This window comes from Archangium gephyra (assembly GCF_042230915.1).
In the GTDB taxonomy this organism is placed as follows: domain Bacteria; phylum Myxococcota; class Myxococcia; order Myxococcales; family Myxococcaceae; genus Archangium; species Archangium gephyra_B.
Genome location: NZ_CP102578.1, coordinates 10,766,094 through 10,781,433, shown reverse-complemented (window position 1 = coordinate 10,781,433; position 15,340 = coordinate 10,766,094). Strand labels below are relative to the sequence as shown.

At 70.4% G+C, this 15,340-nt stretch carries 12 protein-coding genes; 5 read left to right on the top strand and 7 right to left on the bottom strand.

Annotated features, from left to right (window positions below):
* Window positions 1-6: 6 nt before the first annotated feature.
* Together NR798_RS42395 and NR798_RS42390 are read right to left on the bottom strand one after the other, a co-directional pair.
* The gene (locus tag NR798_RS42395) at window positions 7-1,140 is read right to left on the bottom strand and encodes a cyclic nucleotide-binding domain-containing protein (protein ID WP_375768297.1); all 1,134 of its coding nucleotides are present in this window, start codon (window positions 1,138-1,140) and stop codon (window positions 7-9) included.
* A complete protein-coding gene (locus NR798_RS42390; RefSeq protein ID WP_375768296.1) occupies window positions 1,137-2,801 on the bottom strand; it encodes a cation:proton antiporter in 1,665 nt (554 codons plus the stop codon). The genes NR798_RS42395 and NR798_RS42390 overlap by 4 nt, the downstream gene beginning before the upstream one ends.
* 137 nt (window positions 2,802-2,938) lie before the next feature.
* Between NR798_RS42390 and NR798_RS42385 the strand changes: the two genes are divergently transcribed.
* The gene (locus NR798_RS42385; protein WP_375768295.1) at window positions 2,939-4,723 is read left to right on the top strand and encodes a hypothetical protein; all 1,785 of its coding nucleotides are present in this window, start codon (window positions 2,939-2,941) and stop codon (window positions 4,721-4,723) included.
* A 281-nt stretch (window positions 4,724-5,004) separates the two neighbouring features.
* Here the strand turns inward: NR798_RS42385 and NR798_RS42380 are convergent, their stop codons facing one another.
* On the bottom strand, window positions 5,005-6,156 hold the full coding sequence (locus NR798_RS42380; protein WP_375768294.1) for a PQQ-dependent sugar dehydrogenase: 1,152 nt from the start codon (window positions 6,154-6,156) through the stop codon (window positions 5,005-5,007).
* 102 nt (window positions 6,157-6,258) lie between these two features.
* Here NR798_RS42380 and NR798_RS42375 point away from each other — a divergent pair, with 102 nt between their 5' ends.
* The gene (locus NR798_RS42375; RefSeq protein ID WP_375768293.1) at window positions 6,259-7,059 is read left to right on the top strand and encodes a 2-oxo acid dehydrogenase subunit E2; all 801 of its coding nucleotides are present in this window, start codon (window positions 6,259-6,261) and stop codon (window positions 7,057-7,059) included.
* An 80-nt stretch (window positions 7,060-7,139) separates the two neighbouring features.
* On the opposite strand, the gene NR798_RS42370 is transcribed toward NR798_RS42375, so the two are convergent.
* The 4 genes from NR798_RS42370 to yedA all read right to left on the bottom strand — a co-directional run bounded on the left by NR798_RS42370 (window position 7,140) and on the right by yedA (window position 11,549).
* On the bottom strand, window positions 7,140-7,478 hold the full coding sequence (locus NR798_RS42370; protein WP_375768292.1) for a hypothetical protein: 339 nt from the start codon (window positions 7,476-7,478) through the stop codon (window positions 7,140-7,142).
* Window positions 7,475-8,872, bottom strand: coding sequence for a DUF2314 domain-containing protein (locus tag NR798_RS42365; protein ID WP_375768291.1), 1,398 nt, complete (start codon window positions 8,870-8,872; stop codon window positions 7,475-7,477). Before NR798_RS42365 ends, NR798_RS42370 begins: the two co-directional genes overlap by 4 nt.
* Window positions 8,873-9,027: 155 nt before the next feature.
* Window positions 9,028-10,449: a type I glutamate--ammonia ligase gene (gene glnA, locus NR798_RS42360; RefSeq protein ID WP_375768290.1), complete on the bottom strand. Its 1,422-nt coding sequence runs from the start codon at window positions 10,447-10,449 to the stop codon at window positions 9,028-9,030.
* A 179-nt stretch (window positions 10,450-10,628) separates the two neighbouring features.
* Window positions 10,629-11,549 (bottom strand): drug/metabolite exporter YedA, encoded by a 921-nt coding sequence (gene yedA / locus NR798_RS42355; protein WP_375768289.1) that lies wholly within the window; start codon window positions 11,547-11,549, stop codon window positions 10,629-10,631.
* Between the two features lie 213 nt (window positions 11,550-11,762).
* On the opposite strand from yedA, the gene NR798_RS42350 reads away from it, so the two are divergent.
* The 3 genes from NR798_RS42350 (at window position 11,763) to hrcA (ending at window position 15,337) form a co-directional block, all read left to right on the top strand.
* Window positions 11,763-12,971 (top strand): hypothetical protein, encoded by a 1,209-nt coding sequence (locus tag NR798_RS42350; protein WP_375768288.1) that lies wholly within the window; start codon window positions 11,763-11,765, stop codon window positions 12,969-12,971.
* A gap of 22 nt (window positions 12,972-12,993) precedes the next feature.
* Window positions 12,994-14,136, top strand: a complete 1,143-nt coding sequence (locus NR798_RS42345) for a tetratricopeptide repeat protein (protein ID WP_375768287.1) — start codon at window positions 12,994-12,996, stop codon at window positions 14,134-14,136.
* 166 nt (window positions 14,137-14,302) lie between these two features.
* Window positions 14,303-15,337: a heat-inducible transcriptional repressor HrcA gene (gene hrcA, locus NR798_RS42340; RefSeq protein ID WP_375768286.1), complete on the top strand. Its 1,035-nt coding sequence runs from the start codon at window positions 14,303-14,305 to the stop codon at window positions 15,335-15,337.
* Window positions 15,338-15,340 lie beyond the last annotated feature (3 nt).

Sequence of the window (15,340 nt, the reverse complement as noted above, 5' to 3'; positions counted from 1 at the left end):
CCGCGCTCAGCGGCCGAACAGCCCCTTGCGCTTCTGGGGCGCGCGGTCCTGCTGGGCCATCTTCGCCAGCCGCTGCCCGAGGATGCGGCTCATCTCCAGCGCCACGGCGGGGTTGGCCATCACCACCCCCCGGAAGTCCTCGCGGCCCACCGCCGCCAGCTCGCACGCGGTGGCGGCCATGGCGCTCGTGGCGCGCGGCTCGCCGGTGAGCAGGGCGATCTCCCCGAAGAAACCTCCGGGCTTCACCACCTCCACCAGCCGCCCGCCCTCGGCCAGCAGGTTCACCTCGCCGGAGACGACGACGTAGAAGGCCTCTCCCGCATCGCCCTTCTTGAAGATCGTTTCTCCGGTCTCCTTGCGCTGGTAGTCGGCACCGCGCGCCACCGTGGTGAGCTGCTCGTCGTTGAGGGGCACGAGGAAGTCCACCTTGCGCAACATCTCCGCGAGTGGCGAGTCGGCCTGGCGCTGGGGCTCGGCGGTGAGGAACTCCACGGCGCGGGCCAGCTCGGCGCGGCGCGCCACGAGGATGATGGTGTGCCCCGCGCGCAGCACCGTGTTCCCGTCCGGCAGCGTGATGCGGCCCTCCGGGTCCACGATGCCGATGAACACGCACTCGCGGGGGAACTCGGGCGACGCGCGCACCTGGGCCACCGTGCGCCCGGCCACCAGCGCCTTCGTGCTCACCTCCAGCTCGAAAAGGATGGCCGTCCCCGCCGCCAGCGGCAGCGAGCCCGCCACCTGCGGGAAGTCGATGGCCGTGGTCATCTTCGCCACCACCACCTCGGCCTCCTCCACCAGCTCGCTCACCCCGGCGAGCCGGTAGGCCGGGCGGTAGCGGCTGTCCAGCATGCGCACCATGACGCGCGCGCTGCTCATGGAGCGCACCAGCGTGGCGAAGGCCAGGTTCTCCGCGTCGCGCGCCAGCACCCCGGCCGCGATGTCCGCGCCATGGATGCCCGCCGACTCCAGCACCCACGGGTCGTTCGCGTCCCCGCACACCGTCACCACGCCGATGTCCTCGAAGAGCCGGTGGCAGGTGTTCTGATCCCTCTCCACCACCGTCACCTGGTGCTGCTCCGCCACCAGCCGCGCCGCCAGCGCCCCGCCCACCCGTCCACCGCCCGCGATGATGATCTTCATGACGCCTTCCTCCCGCTGCCCACCTGGTCTTCCTGGGCGCTCGACAGCACGTGCTTCGGCTCCGGCATGCGCGTGTCCAGCTTCCCGCTGCCCACCTCGTCCTCCTGGGCACTCGACAGCACGTGCTCCAGCTCCAGCGTGCGCGTGTCCAGCTTCGCCAGCTGCGCCTCGGCGGTGGACTCGGGGATGAGACCGGCGCGCCGGGCCGACAGCAGCGCCGTGCGCTCCGCGTCGATGAGGCGGCGGCGCGTGGCCAATAGGATTTTCGCCCCCTGCGCCAGGTGTTTCTCGCTGAGCCGGCGCAGCTCCCGCTCGGCGCTGGCGATGCCCACCTGGTAGTCGCTGCGCAGGTGCTCATAGGCCGCGCGGGGGATGAGCCCCTGGTCGTGCAGCTCCTCCAACTCCTGGCGCGCGGCGCGGCTGGCGATGAGGCGCGCCTGCTGCTCGGCCACCGCGTAGGCCACTGGATCCTCCTGGAAGAGGCCCAGCCGCTTGAGGATGTTCGTGAGCATCAACCCCTGCACTACCAGGGACAGGAAGCAGACGCCGAAGGCGATGGCCACCAGCATCTCGCGCGAGGGCGTGTTCTCCGGCAGGCCGAGCGCCAGGCCGATGGACAGCGCGCCCTTGATGTTGCCGAGGATGAAGACGTGCTGCCAGCGCAGGGGGACGGCCTCGGAGGGGCGCAGCCAGCGCAGCAGCAGGAAGGGCAGGTAGATGGCCACCGCGCGCCCGGCGAAGACACAGGCCACCGCCACCAGCGTCTGCGGCAGGTAGGGCACCAGCTGCTCGGGCCGGGTGGTGAGCCCCATCGAGAGGAAGAGGAAGGTGTTCACCCCGAAGGCGGCGTACTCCCAGAAGGTGTGGATGGCCACCTGGCTCTGCGGGGCCACATGGCGCCGCAGGTTGATGCCCGTGGCCAGGCCCGCCGTCACCGCGGCGATGGCACCCGACAGGTGCAGCTGCTCGCCGATGACGAAGGCGGCGAAGGCCAGCGCCGTGGTCACCATGATCTCCGCGAGCGGATCCTCGGTGCGGCGGATGACGAAGCCGGCCACCAGGCCCAGGGTGAGGCCGATGGCCAGGCCTCCCACGGTGGCCCCCAGCACCTGGGCGCTGATGAGCGGCAGGGAGAACGAGGACGTGCCGCCCACCACGATGGCGGAGATGGTCCCGTAGGCCACGAGCGCGGTGCCGTCGTTGAAGAGGCTCTCGCCCTGCATGATGCCGGAGAGGCGCCGGGGCACGGGAGCGCGGCGGAAGGCGTAGAGGATGGAGACGGTGTCGGTGACGGCGAGAATGGACCCGAGCAGCAGCGCGGGCCCCCAGGCGAGCGCCAGGGTGTAGTGGAGCGCCGCGCCGGTGGCGGCGATGGCCAGCACCATGCCCAGCGTGGCCAGGGTGGCGATGGGCAGCAGGTTGGCGCGCACGTTGGTCACGTCCGCGGTGATGCCGCCCTCGAAGAGCAGCAGCGGCAGGCAGACGAGGAAGACAACCTCCGGGTTGAGCGGAGGCATGCCGGGGATGATTCCTCCCACGGACAGGAGCAGGCCACCCACCACCAGCGCGACGTTGTACGGAATCCGCACGCGCTTGGCGGCAATGGCGAGGGAGCTGGCGGCCACCATCAGGCCGATGATGAGGGGCATTTCGAGGTGCACGCGGGGCCAAGCCTCGCAGATGCGCGGGCCGCCTGCACGGATTGCCTGCGGGACAGGCAGGCGAGCCCCCGTGTCCATCCCTGGAGCGGAGCCAGGACGGCGGGAAATAGGAGGGCCCCCTTCTGGTTGGCGCCCCCATGAAACACTTCCTCCTATCGCTTGCTCTCCTGGCGTGCGCGGCTTGTGGCCCCGAGCTGCCTGGAGATCTCTCTTCCGACAATCCCTCCCTGGACACGCTGGACGCCCAGGAGGCGCCGCTCGTGTCGCCGGCCGCGGGGGCCGTTCCCGCGGGGCTGCCCTCGCGCCTGATGGTGGGCCTTTTCGAGGACACGGGCCAGACCTGGATGAAGGACAGCGCCGTGCCCTGGGACGTGCGCTACCGCTACTTCACCAAGGGGTGGCTCAACAACTGGGGCTGGTCGCCCGCGGATGGCTCCTGGGGCAAGCAGTTCATGACGGAGTCCGCGGCCCAGGGCTTCATCCCGGCCATCCAGTACTACCAGGTCAACGGAGAGCCCGGTGGCGGCGAGGCCCAGTTCCTCGTCAAGGCGCAGAACGCCACCACGATGAAGAGCTACTTCTCCGACTTCAAGGTGCTGATGCAGCAGGCGAAGTCGTTCGGCAAGCCGGTGCTCGTCCTGCTGGAGGCGGATGGCTTTGGCTACCTCCAGCAGTACTCGAACAACAACCCCAACGCCCCCGCGGCGGTGGCGTCCACGGGGCTGCCGGAGCTGGCGGGGCTGCCCAATACGGTGGCCGGCTGGAGCCTGGCGTTCCTCCAACTGCGCAAGGCGGTGGGGGCCAGCAACGTCATCCTGGGCATCCACATCTCGGGGTGGGCCAGTGGCAAGGACATCGCGTACTTCTCCCTGACGGACGCGCTGCAGCCGGAGGTGGACAAGGTCTACAACTTCCTCAAGCCGCTGGGCCTGGGGCCCAACGTCACGGGGGCGACCTATGACGTGCTGGTGGGCGACCCGCTCGACCGCGACGCGGACTTCTACAAGCAGTACGGGCAGGACCGGTGGTGGGACGCGAGCGACACGGCCTCCCTCTCGTCCAAGAGCTTCAACCGCTACGCCGAGTGGCTGCGGTTGTGGAACCGCACCTCGGGCAAGCGCTGGGTGCTGTGGCAGATTCCGGAGGGCAACTCCAACAGCGCGAACGTGGCCAACACGAGCAACGCGCCGCGCGGGGGCTTCAAGGACAACCGCTCCGAGTACTTCTTCGGCACCGGGGGCGCCGCGCACCGCGAGAAGTTCGCGAGCAGCGGGGTCATCGCGCTGCTCTTCGGCCGGGGCGAGGGCCAGCAGGCCTCGCACACCACCGACGTCGACAAGAACGGCCAGCTTTTTCTGAAGACCTACGCCGGTGCCTTCTTGAAGGCCGGTGGGCTCGCCCTCCCCGCGGGCTCCACCACGACGACGACTCCCACGCCGACTCCGACGCCGACTCCCACGCCGACTCCCACGCCGAGCACCGCGCAGTTTGGCTTCGAGACGGACACGCAGGGGTGGACCTTCTCGGGGACGCTGGTCAAGGGCGTGACGTCGTCCACCGCCAAGGCGTATGAGGGCAGCCGCTCGCTGGCGGTGACGATGGGTGGCACCGCGGCGGGGATGTCCCGCGTCTCGGTGCTCAACGCCGCCGTGCCCGCGGGCCGGACGGTGTCCGTCCGCGTCTGGGTCCCGGCCGGCAGCCGCATCACCGGCATCCAGCCCTATGTGCAGCAGGGCGCGGCGGGTGCCTGGGTGTGGACGGGCTCGTGGGTGGCTCCCACGTCCCTGAAGGCTGGGGACTGGAGCACCGTCAGCGTGCAGGTGCCCGCGAACGCGGCGTCGCCGCTGTACCAGCTGGGCCTCGAGCTCTTCACCGATGCGGCCTGGTCCGGCACGGTGTACGTGGACTCGGTGAGCTGGTGAGTCCCCGGGGCCGCGTGCGCCCGGACGGGCACGCGGCCCCTCTCTGTTTCAATCCCCTTCAGGGAAGTGGCCGATAAGCTCCCCTCTCCCCTCGGGAGAGGGTCAGGGTGAGGGTGCCCGTCACGGTGCTTCCACCCGTGGTCCCAAAGTGGGGCCACGGGATTCAACCCGGGGCCTTGATACCCTCACCCCGTCCCTCTCCCGAGGGGAGAGGGGAAATGGCCGCGGTTGTCAGCGTGGGCTCCCAGCGGCCCACTTTCGCGGACCTGCCTGAAGAGGGATTAGCGGCGGATGCGCAGGATGACGTCCTTGCGCGCCGTGCAGTCTCCGCGGCTGTCGCAGTTGCTGGTGGTGACGTAGAGGTGGCCGTCCGGACCCATGACGGTCTCGCGCAGGCGGCCCCATGCGTTGCGCAGGTACACCTCGTGCTGGGCGACCTGGTGAGGATTCTCCTGGGAGAAGACCACCCGGTGCAGGTGCCGGGAGCCGAGCGTGCCGATGAGCAGTGAGCCCTTCCACTCGGGGATGGCGTCGCCGGTGTAGAGGGCGGCTCCGCCCGGGGGCGCCGCGTCCTCCCAGGTCAGGGACGGGGTGACGAAGCCCTCGCCGGACTCGCAGCTGTAGATGGTGGGCCAGCCCAAATTGTCCCCCTTGCGCACCACGCTCACCTCGTCATGGCCGCGGCGGAACGTCTCGCCGCTGGGGCCGTGGTCGGTGAAGTAGAGCGTGTCGCGGTCCTTCCAGTCGAAGCCCTGGGTGTTGCGCACGCCGAGGAGGAAGGCGGCCTTGCCGGGGAAGGGGTTGTCCGCGGGGACCTCGCCCTCGGGCGTGAGCCGCAGCAGCTTGCCGGACGGAGTGTCCACGTTCTGCGCGTTGTCCGGCTCGCGCGAGTCCCCCGTGCCGACGTAGAGCATGCCGTCCGGGCCGAAGCGGATGCGCCCGCCGTCGTGGTACTTCGCCGCGGGGATGCCGCCGAAGATGACGCGCTCGAAGGTCGCGGTGGTGTGGTCCTCGGAGAGGGTCCACCGCTCCACGCGGTTCTGCGTCGAGCCGCCCTCGTCCGTGGTGACGTAGACGTAGAACTGCCGGTTGCTCGCGAAGGAGGGATGCGCGGCGATGCCGAGCAGGCCGCTCTCCCCGGCGGAGGAGATCTTCACGGTGGCGACGGGCGCGGGCTGGAGCGCGCCGTTGTGCAGCAGGCGGATGCGGCCAGGACGCTCGGTGACGAGCGCGTCGCCCCCCGGGAGCCAGGCGATGCCCCAGGGGACCTCGAGGCCCTCGGCGACGACCTCGACGGTGATGGGCACGGTGCCGTCGGAGCCGAAGTCATCCTCGACGAGGATGCAGTCGGGGGCCGTCTTCGCCTGGCTCTTGCGGCAGCCGGAGCAGGCGGCGAGGAACACGAGTGCGGAGAGCACGAGGCAGGTACGCATGCCGCATCTATGACGGGAGGATGGACCGTATGCCACCGGACCGTGGCGGGCACGTCAGGAGGTGGACGGGGCGGTGACCGGTGGTAGAGGACTCGCCAGCCCGTGAACTTCCCCCTCTTCGCCCTCGGCACGTACAAGTCCCCCCGGGACCCGAGTGCCTATGCGGCGATCGAGGTGCGCATGGAGCGCGCGCTCGCGTACGTGGAGGCCTTCCGCGCGCGCTCGGGCCAGCGCCTCACGGTGACGCACCTGGTGGCCAAGGCCGCCGCCGATGCCCTGCGCCGCTACCCCGAGGCCAATGTCATCCTGCGCTGGAACCGCCCCTGGCTGCGCAAGCGCGTGAGCGTCTGTGTCCTCGTGGTGCAGCCCGAGCACCTCGGCCGGGTGGACCTCACCACCGCCACCATCCCCGATGCGGATGCGCTCTCGCTCCAGGGCTTCGCCAGCGCCATGCAGGAGCGCGTCGAGCACGTCCGCCACCGCCGGGACGCCGTCATCGAGCGGGGCAAGCGGCGCTCCTACCGCGTCCCCGGCCTCGTCATGAACACCGTGCTCCGGCTGCTCTCCTTCGTCTGGTTCACCCTCAACGTGGACCTCGCGTGGGTGGGCATGCCGAGGGACCCCTTCGGCTCCGTCGCCGTCTCCAACGTGGGCTCGCTCGGCCTGGAGCGGGCGTGGCTGGCCATGGTGCCCTACACCCGCGTGGCCCTCTACCTCGCCTCCGGTGCCGTGCGCGACGTCCCCGTGCTCGAGGGGGACTCGCTCGTCCCCGGCAAGGAGATGACGCTCTCGTGCACCTTCGATGCGCGCGTGCTCGACGCGGAGCTCGTCGCGAGTGTCCTGCGCCACATCGGCGACGCGCTGGAGGACCCCGAGTCCACCTGGGGCTCCCCGGCGCGGTAGGCTCGCGCTCTCGACCAACTGGTCCAACAGTCGGACCAGTTGCTCGAGGCCGGGCCCGGAGGGTGCTCCTGCGCCCGTGCTCAGCGGCCGGGCCGGGAGCGGAACCAGGCGGCGTAGGGTGTGTTCTCGACGCGGCGGCGGTTGAGGTCCGGGGTGCCGTCGGTCCACCACGGAGGCCCCCGCTCCCCGAGTGCCACCTTCGCCCGGTGCACCCGAGCGCGGGCCTCGCGCTCCGCCTCCGCGTCATGGGCTCGCAGTGCGAGGCCCACGTCCCGCCGCGCGTGCATCAGCGCCTCCACCAGCAGCGCGCGCTGCTTCTGCCCGAGCGCCGGGTTGGAGCGGCGCCAGAGCTGCCCGTCCACCACGATGTAACGTCCATCGGGGGTGGTGAGCGGCCCGTTTTTCGACAGGGGGCTCAACGACCCTCTTGGCGGCGCATGAGGATGCGGCTGCTCTCTCCGCCCTCCTCGGTGCCGTCCGGGCGCGTGTAGAGGTAGTCGTCCACGTCCTTCAGGGGAACGCTCACCGTCGAGCCGCGGCGCAGCCTGCTCACCTCGAACGGCTCATTGGCGAGCGTGCCGCGCAGGTGGTCCTTCTCCCACCCGGTGACCTGGAACCACATGTGCTCGGAGCTGCCGTCATCCGTGCGGAAGCCCGCCTTCACCGTGAGCTCCTCGGGAGGCCGCAGCCCCTTCTCCACGCGCGGCTTCAGCTCGGTCAGCCGCAGGCGGGCCTTGCGCGCCACCTCCGCCAGCTCGGGGTCTCCCGCCTTGACGGGCGTGATGCTGTCCGGCTGCTTGCCGAAGAGCGTGTCCAGCGCCGCCAGTTGCCGCGCGTGCGGTGTCCCGCTCCCCGGGAAGGCAATCTCCAGCAGGTGGTTGTCCGGGTCTCCCTCGTCACGCGTGGCCTCGATGGCCCGCAGCTTCAGGCTCCGGCGCGCCCCCTCCGACATCTTCGCCTCGAGCTGGCGCTTCACCTTGGCGTCCTTCACCCGCGTCAGGTCCACGTTCAAGGTGCCGTCCTCGGGCAGCTCGAGGCCCTCGGCCAGCAGCTGCGCCATCCCGTTGACGAGCGTCCCCACCTCGTTGCTCATCGAGCGCTGCACCTGCTCCACCACCAGGTCCGGCAGGCCGAGCTTCGCCATCCCGAGTGTGATGACGCGCAGGCGCTCGCCCTCGCCGTACACGTGCATCGTGATGTGCGCCGGCAGGGAGGGTGCGCCACTGTTCCAGCCGTCCAGCCGCTGCTCCTTCCAGCGCTGGGGCGAGTAGTACTCGCGCGTCTCGGCGTCCCACAGGAAGCCCGCGCGCTCGGAGGCGAGCTGGTGGGCGAAGCGCGTGGCCGCCAGGAGTGCCTCGTTGCGCCGGGCGAAGGGCACGTGGAAGGCCAGCACCGTGGCGTGCCTCGCTTGCGTCAGGCGCTTGCGCTCCCCCGCATCCAGCTTCCGGCCGAAGAAGTCCAGCACCTCCTCGTCGATGGGTTCGAGCTCCTCCGGAGGCACCGCCTGGAGCTCCACCTCGGGCTGGGGCGCTCCGGGCTTCCAGGCTCCCGCCAGCTCCTTGTACTTCGACGCCAGCAGCTTGCGCGCCTCGGCCACCACGTCCCCCTTCGGCGGCGCCGGGTGGAGGATGACGAACGTGTAGGTGATGTCCGCGTTGTGGAGCAGCGGGGCGGGGAAGGGCGTGTCCGCGGCCGTGTCCGCCTTGTCCGCCGGTGGCGGTGTGGGCTTGTCGGCCGCGGGGGCCATGGGCGCCAGGCACAGCAGCAGCAGGCCGAGCAGCCGCGCCGCGAGGGGCGCGCGAGGGAAGGGCATGGAGGGACTCGAGGGGCGTGCGAGGCGTGGGGTCGTCACGCGTGCATCATCCCGGCTGCTCTGACACGGTGTCATCCAATCGGGATGCCCGATACCCTCACCCGTCCCTCTCCCAGAGGGAGAGGGGTGCTGTCCTCCGGGTGGAGGGGGGTTGCTCAGATGTCGAAGTAGAGCTGGTACTCCATCGGGTGCGGACGCAGGCGGATGGCGTCCACCTCCTTCTGCTTCTGCTCGATCCAGCTCTGGAGCGAGTCCTCGCTGAACACGTCCCCCTTCAGCAGGAACTTGTGGTCCTTCTTCAGGCAGTCCAGCGCCTCCTCCAGCGAGCCCGGCATCTTCGGTACGTCCTTGAGCTCCTCCGGCGACAGCCCGTAGATGTCCTTGTCCAGCGGCTCGCCCGGGTCGATCTTGTTCTCGATGCCGTCCAGCCCCGCCATCAGCTGCGCGGCGAACGCCAGGTACGGGTTGCAGCTCGGATCCGGCGAGCGGAACTCCAGCCGCTTCGCCTTCGGGCTCGCGCTGAACATCGGAATCCGGATGGACGCGCTGCGATTGCGGCTCGAGTACGCCAGATTCACCGGCGCCTCGTACCCCGGCACCAGCCGCTTGTACGAGTTGTTCGTCGGGTTGCAGATCGCCGCCAGCGCCCGCGCGTGCTTCAGGATGCCGCCAATGTAGTGCAGCGCCATCTCGCTCATGCCCGCGTAGCCCTCGCCCGCGAACAGCGGCTTGCCGCCCTTCCACAAGGACTGGTGCGTGTGCATGCCGCTGCCGTTGTCCCCGTACAGGGGCTTGGGCATGAACGTCACCGTCTTGCCGTGCCGCGCCGCCACGTTCTTCAGCACGTACTTGAACCACATCAGGTTGTCCGCCGTCTTCACCAGCGTGTCGAAGCGGAAGTCGATCTCCGACTGGCCCGCCGTCGCCACCTCGTGGTGCTGGCGCTCCACGGTGATGCCCACCTCACCCAGAATCCGGCACATCTCGTCGCGGATGTCGTTGTGCGCATCCGTGGGCATCACCGCGTTGTAGCCGTCCTTGAAGCCCGGCTTGTATCCCAGGTTGCCGCCCGGCTCCTCGCGGCCCGAGTTCCACGCGCCCTCGATGGAGTCCACCTCGAAGAACATGTGGTGCGGCTCCGTGCTGTAGCGCACCCCATCGAAGATGAAGAACTCGGCCTCCGGCCCGAAGAAGGCCGTGTCCGCCAGGCCCGTGCTCTTGAGGTACTTCTCCGCGCGCGCGGCGATGTTGCGCGGATCCCTCATGTACTGCTCCTTGGTGATGGGATCGCTCACGTTGCACAGCAGCACCAGCGTCGGCGTCTGCGTGAACGGGTCCATCACCGCCGTGTTCGGATCCGGCACCACCAGCATGTCCGAGTTGTGGATCTCCAACCACCCCTTGATGGACGAGCCGTCGAAGCCCAGGCCCTCCTCGAAGATGCCCTCGCTCAGCTCGTGCAGCGGCACCGCGAAGTGGCGCCAACGGCCGATGAAGTCGATGAAGCGCAGGCTCACCATCTGTGCGCCGTGCTCCTTCGCGAACGAAAGCACGTCCTTCGCCGTCTTGTTGGTCATGGGGGCGCTGTCCTTTTCCGCAGGGTGGGTACTCCCAGTGCGCCGCGGACACTAGGAACGAGCCCCTCCAGAGGAAAGAGGAACGTGCGCACGCGCGTGACACTCCGCTCGCGCCCAATCAGTGCGCGGGGGTGTCACGTCAAAGTGACGACACTCGGGCTTGACGTCCGGCCGGGCTTTCAGCGCTTCGCGCGCGTGAGCAGCACCACCGAGCCGAGGATGGCGCCCATGGCCATCATCCCCCAGGTGCTCAGCGACTCGCCCGCGAGGAAGGTGCCCAGCATCACCGCCACCATCGGGTTGACGTAGGCGTAGCTGGTGGCGAGCGCCGGCCGCGCGTTGCGCAGCAGGTAGCCGTACGCGCTGAAGGCCACCAGCGAGCCGAAGATGACCAGGTAGAAGAAGGCGCTGAGGGCGCGCGGGTCGGGCAGGGTGGTGAGGCGCTCGCCGAGCCCGAAGCTGAGGAGCAGGAAGAGGGCTCCGCCGGTGAGCATCTGCGTGGCGGTGGACATGAGCCCCCGCGCCATGGGCAGCCGGCGCGACCAGACGGAGCCGAAGGCCCACGTCACCGGGGCCAGCAGCAGCGCGATGGCGGCCCACGCGTTGCCACTCATGTCGCTGCCGAGGTTGAGCAGGATGAGGCCGCAGAAGCCGATGGCCAGGCCCCAGCGCTCGGCGCGTCCGGGCCACTGGCCGAAGAGCCCGCCGAAGAGCGCCGCCCACAAGGGCATGCTGCCCACCACGAGCGCCGCCACGCCCGAGGGCACGTACTGCTGCGCGAAGACCACGCAGCCGTTGCCCATCACCAGCAGCAGCGTGCCGACGACGGCGCCCGCTCCCCACTCGCGCGCCGAGGGGTGGGCGTACCCGCGCAGCCGCAGCAACGTGTAGAGGACGAGCCCCGCCAGCGTGAAGCGCATCCCCGCCATCAGGAAGGGCGGGAAGCCCCCCTGCAGCGCCCAGCGGATGGCCAGGTACGTCGAGCCCCAGATGACGTAGAGCGCGAAGAGGCAGAAGACGAGCATCCCGCGGCTCTGGTCCGCGGGCGTGGTGTCCGCGGGCAGCGCCGCGGCGGGAATCGAAGAGGAGGCGGAGGACAAGGCGTCGCGCTTTTAACGCCGCGTCCCGTGCCCGGCGATGTAATTCCTCGGCCTACCCTGCGGGGCAGTGCCTGGCTGCCTGCCTCACATCCGCCGCCGGGCACGTTCGTTCTGCGACATCCGTGCCCTGAGGGTGATGGAGGCGTTGACGGGGGCTCCCTACGGTGCGCGCGTTTCGCCACGCGAGGCGCGTGGTGGGGGGAGGGTACTGCCGTGAGCAAAACCCGGGCTGGCTGGCGGGCGTGGTCCGCCTGTCTGGCAATCGCGCTGGCGGGTTGTACGTGCTCCAAGCGTCCAGGCGCGGAGCAGGAGGGCACGGGGGGCTCCGGAGGGCCGGCGCCCCTGGGCCAGGACAGCACGCGGCGGGGGGACGAGGAGATCTCCCTGGAGGTGCTCGCCGTCGCCGTGGACGGCGAGGGCGCGGAGACCTCGGGCACCTCCTTCGTGACGGGCGAGTCCATCACCGCGCGCGGCCGGGTGCGCAACGCGGAGGACCTGGACGCGCGCATCCACTGGAGCCTCCAGCCGGTGGGCCCGCACACGGGGCCCGCGGACCCCGCTTCGAAGGAGGGCCCGGAGGCCGTCTTCCGCGCCAGCTCGCGCGTGGGCACCCGAGGCAACCGCGAGCCCAACCCGCCGCTGGAGTATGAGCTGGTGGCCTCGCTGCCCCTGGAGGGCGGGGAGACGCTCGAGGTCCGCCTGCCCCCCACCACCTTCCTCCGCCAGGAGGAGGACGACGTGCTGCGGCAGGAGTACCTCGACTACGGCACACGCTTCCAACCCGGCCGCGCGCTCATCTCCATCCCGGGCCGCCCCGTCTTCAACACCGGCAACTACAGCGTCATCGCCGAGACGGAGGCGGGCGGGCTCTCGCGCCTGCTGGCGCAGATGGAGGAGCGGTTCCAGGCGCTCCTCCAGAATGACGTGCAGGAGAAGCCGGTGGGCACGCGCGGGCTGACGCCGAAGACGGTGGTCGTCTCTCCCGGGGCGCCCATCCTCACGGTGGGAGCGCTCGGGGACACGGATCCCCAGGGGGACGACGTCTGCTCGGGCCTCCACGTCGGCGGGCGGTGCACCGGTTCCATCCTCGCCGGGCCCAACGGCATCGCCGACACCCGCGCCAACAACCGCGAGCCGAAGGTGAAGCTGGAGGACTTCGTCAGCAGCGCCTTCCGCAACCCGCAGCGCAACCGCGCCGCCGGCTCGGCCACCATCAACAGCCGCCACACCGCCGGGAGCGCCCTGGACATCGACCCGCGCCGGATGGTCATCCCCGGCAAGACACCGCAGCAGCTGATGTGCCTCGTCGAAGCCGCCGGAGACGCCGTCGTCGGCGAGCGCGCCTCCTTCACCGAGCGCGGCGCCACCCTCTTCCTCGCGTGCGACAGCCCGGCCGCCGACCACGTCCATGTCCAGCGCTGAGGCCCGGAAAGGAAACCCAACCATGACTTGCCCCACCTTCCGACTGCTCGCCTGTGGCGTGCTCCTGTCCTCCGCGGCCTGGGCCCAGCAGCCGCCCACCGCTCCACCGGGGGCATCCCCGGGCCGGTTCTCCGCCGTCGCGCCTCCCGCGCGCTACGTGCCCGCGCCGCCCTCTCCCGCGGCCCGGGCGGCCCTGCGGCTCCACGAGCAGGGCTGCCAGGCCGAGGGCTTCGACGACGCCACGTGCGAGAAGGCCGTGCGCCAGTTGGAGGCCGTCGTGCGCGAGGACCCGCGCCAGCTCGACGCGCAGCTCGCGCTCGCCGATGCCGTCTGGAACCAGGCCTTCCGCCAGCCCGAGGGCAGCGCCGAGCGCGCCCGGCTCCGCCAGCGCTCGCTCGACCTCTACCAGCAGCTGGTGAACCTGGGCGTCCCGGATGCGCGGCCCTACTACGGGCTCAGCGTCCTCACGCGCGACCCGAAGGTCCGTGTCGAGCTGCTGCGGCGCACCCTGGAGCTCGCCCCCAAACACCCCGAGGCGCACAAGGACCTGGCCGGGCTGCTGCTCGACCAGGGCCAGGTGGACGAGGCGGTGCGCGAGTACCGCACCCACCTCTCGGTCCGCCCCTACGAGGGCCGCGAGGACGCCCTGGCGGACATCCAGTTCGCCGACCGGCTCGCCTCGGCCGGGCGCGTGCGCGAGGCCGCGCAGGTGTACGACGCCGTCTGGGACGCCACCGCGAAGGAGCCCCGGTCCGAGCGCTGTCAGATCTTCAAGGCCGTGGACCTGGACCCCTATGAGCGCATCGGCGCCCGCTTCGCGCAGCAGCTGCGGGGCCTCCGGGCCGCCTGCACCGGCACGCCCCGGCTGGAGGGCGCGGTGGAGCTGGAGCGCCAGGGCCGCGACGACGCCGCCATCCAGGAGCTGGAGCGCCAGATTCAGGAGAACCCCGCGCCCGCCGAGCCCTACCTCGCGCTGCAGCGCCTCCACCTGAAAAAGGGCCGGGTGGACGAGGCGGCGGCCGTGATGACCCGGTACTTCCGGCAGGAGAAGGATTCCCAGGAGCGCTGCCGACACTTCCGGACACTGTCCCCGCGGACGACGCGCGCCCTGGAGCCGGGCCTTATGAATGAGCTGGACCGTGCCTGCCGCGCCCGGCGGCCCTGAGCCGTGTGTGGACAGGTACGGACCGCTCGGGGAGCTTCCTCGCTCTCCCGGCGGGAGGACGGGGGATTGAACCGTGCCCTCTACCTTCTTAATGTTTCAGGGCATTGTCGGTCTCTCTTCGCCCAGTCCGGGCGAAGCGTCGTTCGTTGGGGAGTGTGAGCCAAGGATGTCCGAGGAGCTGCTGGGAGAGCGCGAGAAGGAAGTCCTCCGCGCTGTCGTTCAGGAATACATCTCGACGGGTGGCCCGGTCGGTAGTCAGCACCTGGCGCGGCGCGCGGAGTTCGACGTCTCCTCCGCCACGCTGCGCAACGTGCTCGCGGACCTGGAGGAGCTCGGCTTCCTCGAGAAGCCCCACACCTCCGCGGGCCGGGTGCCCACGGACCGCGGTTACCGCTTCTACGTGGACACGATGGTGCGGCTGAAGGATCCCGCACCGAGAGACCGCGAGCTCATCCACGCCGGGCTGGCGCACGAGTCGGGCATGGAGGAGCTGCTGTCGGAGGCCTCGCGCCTGCTGCACTCGCTCACCCGGCACGCGGGAGTCGTCGTCACCCCGCGCCCGGACGTGGCCATCTTCCAGCGCATTGAATTCGTACGGCTGCGCGAGGACCGGGTACTCGCCATCCTGGTGGGGCAGAACGGCCAGGTGCACAACAAGCTGCTGATGGTGGACTTCCCCGTCACCTCGGACGAGCTGCTCAAGGCGAGCAACTACCTCTCGGAGTTGCTGCACGAGGTGACGCTGGAGGAGGCGCGCGAGCGCATCCGCACCGAGCTGGACCAGGAGCAGGCGCTCTACAACGCGTTGACGGCCAAGGCGCTCAAGCTGGGCGCGGCGGCCACGGACCTGCAGACCGGCGAGCGTGTGCTCATCGAGGGCACCGGCTCGTTCCTGGAGCAGCCCGAGTTCGCCGACGTGGAGCGCATGCGCGCGCTCTTCAAGGCGCTCGGGGAGAAGCACAAGCTGCTGTCGCTGCTGGACCGGGTGCAGCGCGCGCGCGAGATGCAGATCTTCATCGGCACCGAGAGCGAGTTCTCCTCGGCCGGTGACGTGACGGTCATCGCCAGCCCCTACGGCAGCCGCGAGCAGGTGCTCGGCACGGTGGGCGTCATCGGGCCCACCCGCATGAACTACCAGCGCATCATCCCCCTGGTGAACTTCACCGCCCAGGTGCTGTCGATGGCGCTCGACAAGGCGTGAGCC

Excerpts from the sequence above, each read along its gene's own strand:
- NR798_RS42385 (WP_375768295.1), top strand. The coding sequence starts at position 2,939 with ATGAAACACTTCCTCCTATCGCTTGCTCTCCTGGCGTGCGCGGCTTGT.
- NR798_RS42380 (WP_375768294.1), bottom strand. The coding sequence starts at position 6,156 with ATGCGTACCTGCCTCGTGCTCTCCGCACTCGTGTTCCTCGCCGCCTGC.
- NR798_RS42345 (WP_375768287.1), top strand. The coding sequence starts at position 12,994 with ATGACTTGCCCCACCTTCCGACTGCTCGCCTGTGGCGTGCTCCTGTCC.
- NR798_RS42395 (WP_375768297.1), bottom strand. The coding sequence starts at position 1,140 with ATGAAGATCATCATCGCGGGCGGTGGACGGGTGGGCGGGGCGCTGGCG.
- glnA (WP_375768290.1), bottom strand. The coding sequence starts at position 10,449 with ATGACCAACAAGACGGCGAAGGACGTGCTTTCGTTCGCGAAGGAGCAC.
- NR798_RS42365 (WP_375768291.1), bottom strand. The coding sequence starts at position 8,872 with ATGCCCTTCCCTCGCGCGCCCCTCGCGGCGCGGCTGCTCGGCCTGCTG.
- hrcA (WP_375768286.1), top strand. The coding sequence starts at position 14,303 with ATGTCCGAGGAGCTGCTGGGAGAGCGCGAGAAGGAAGTCCTCCGCGCT.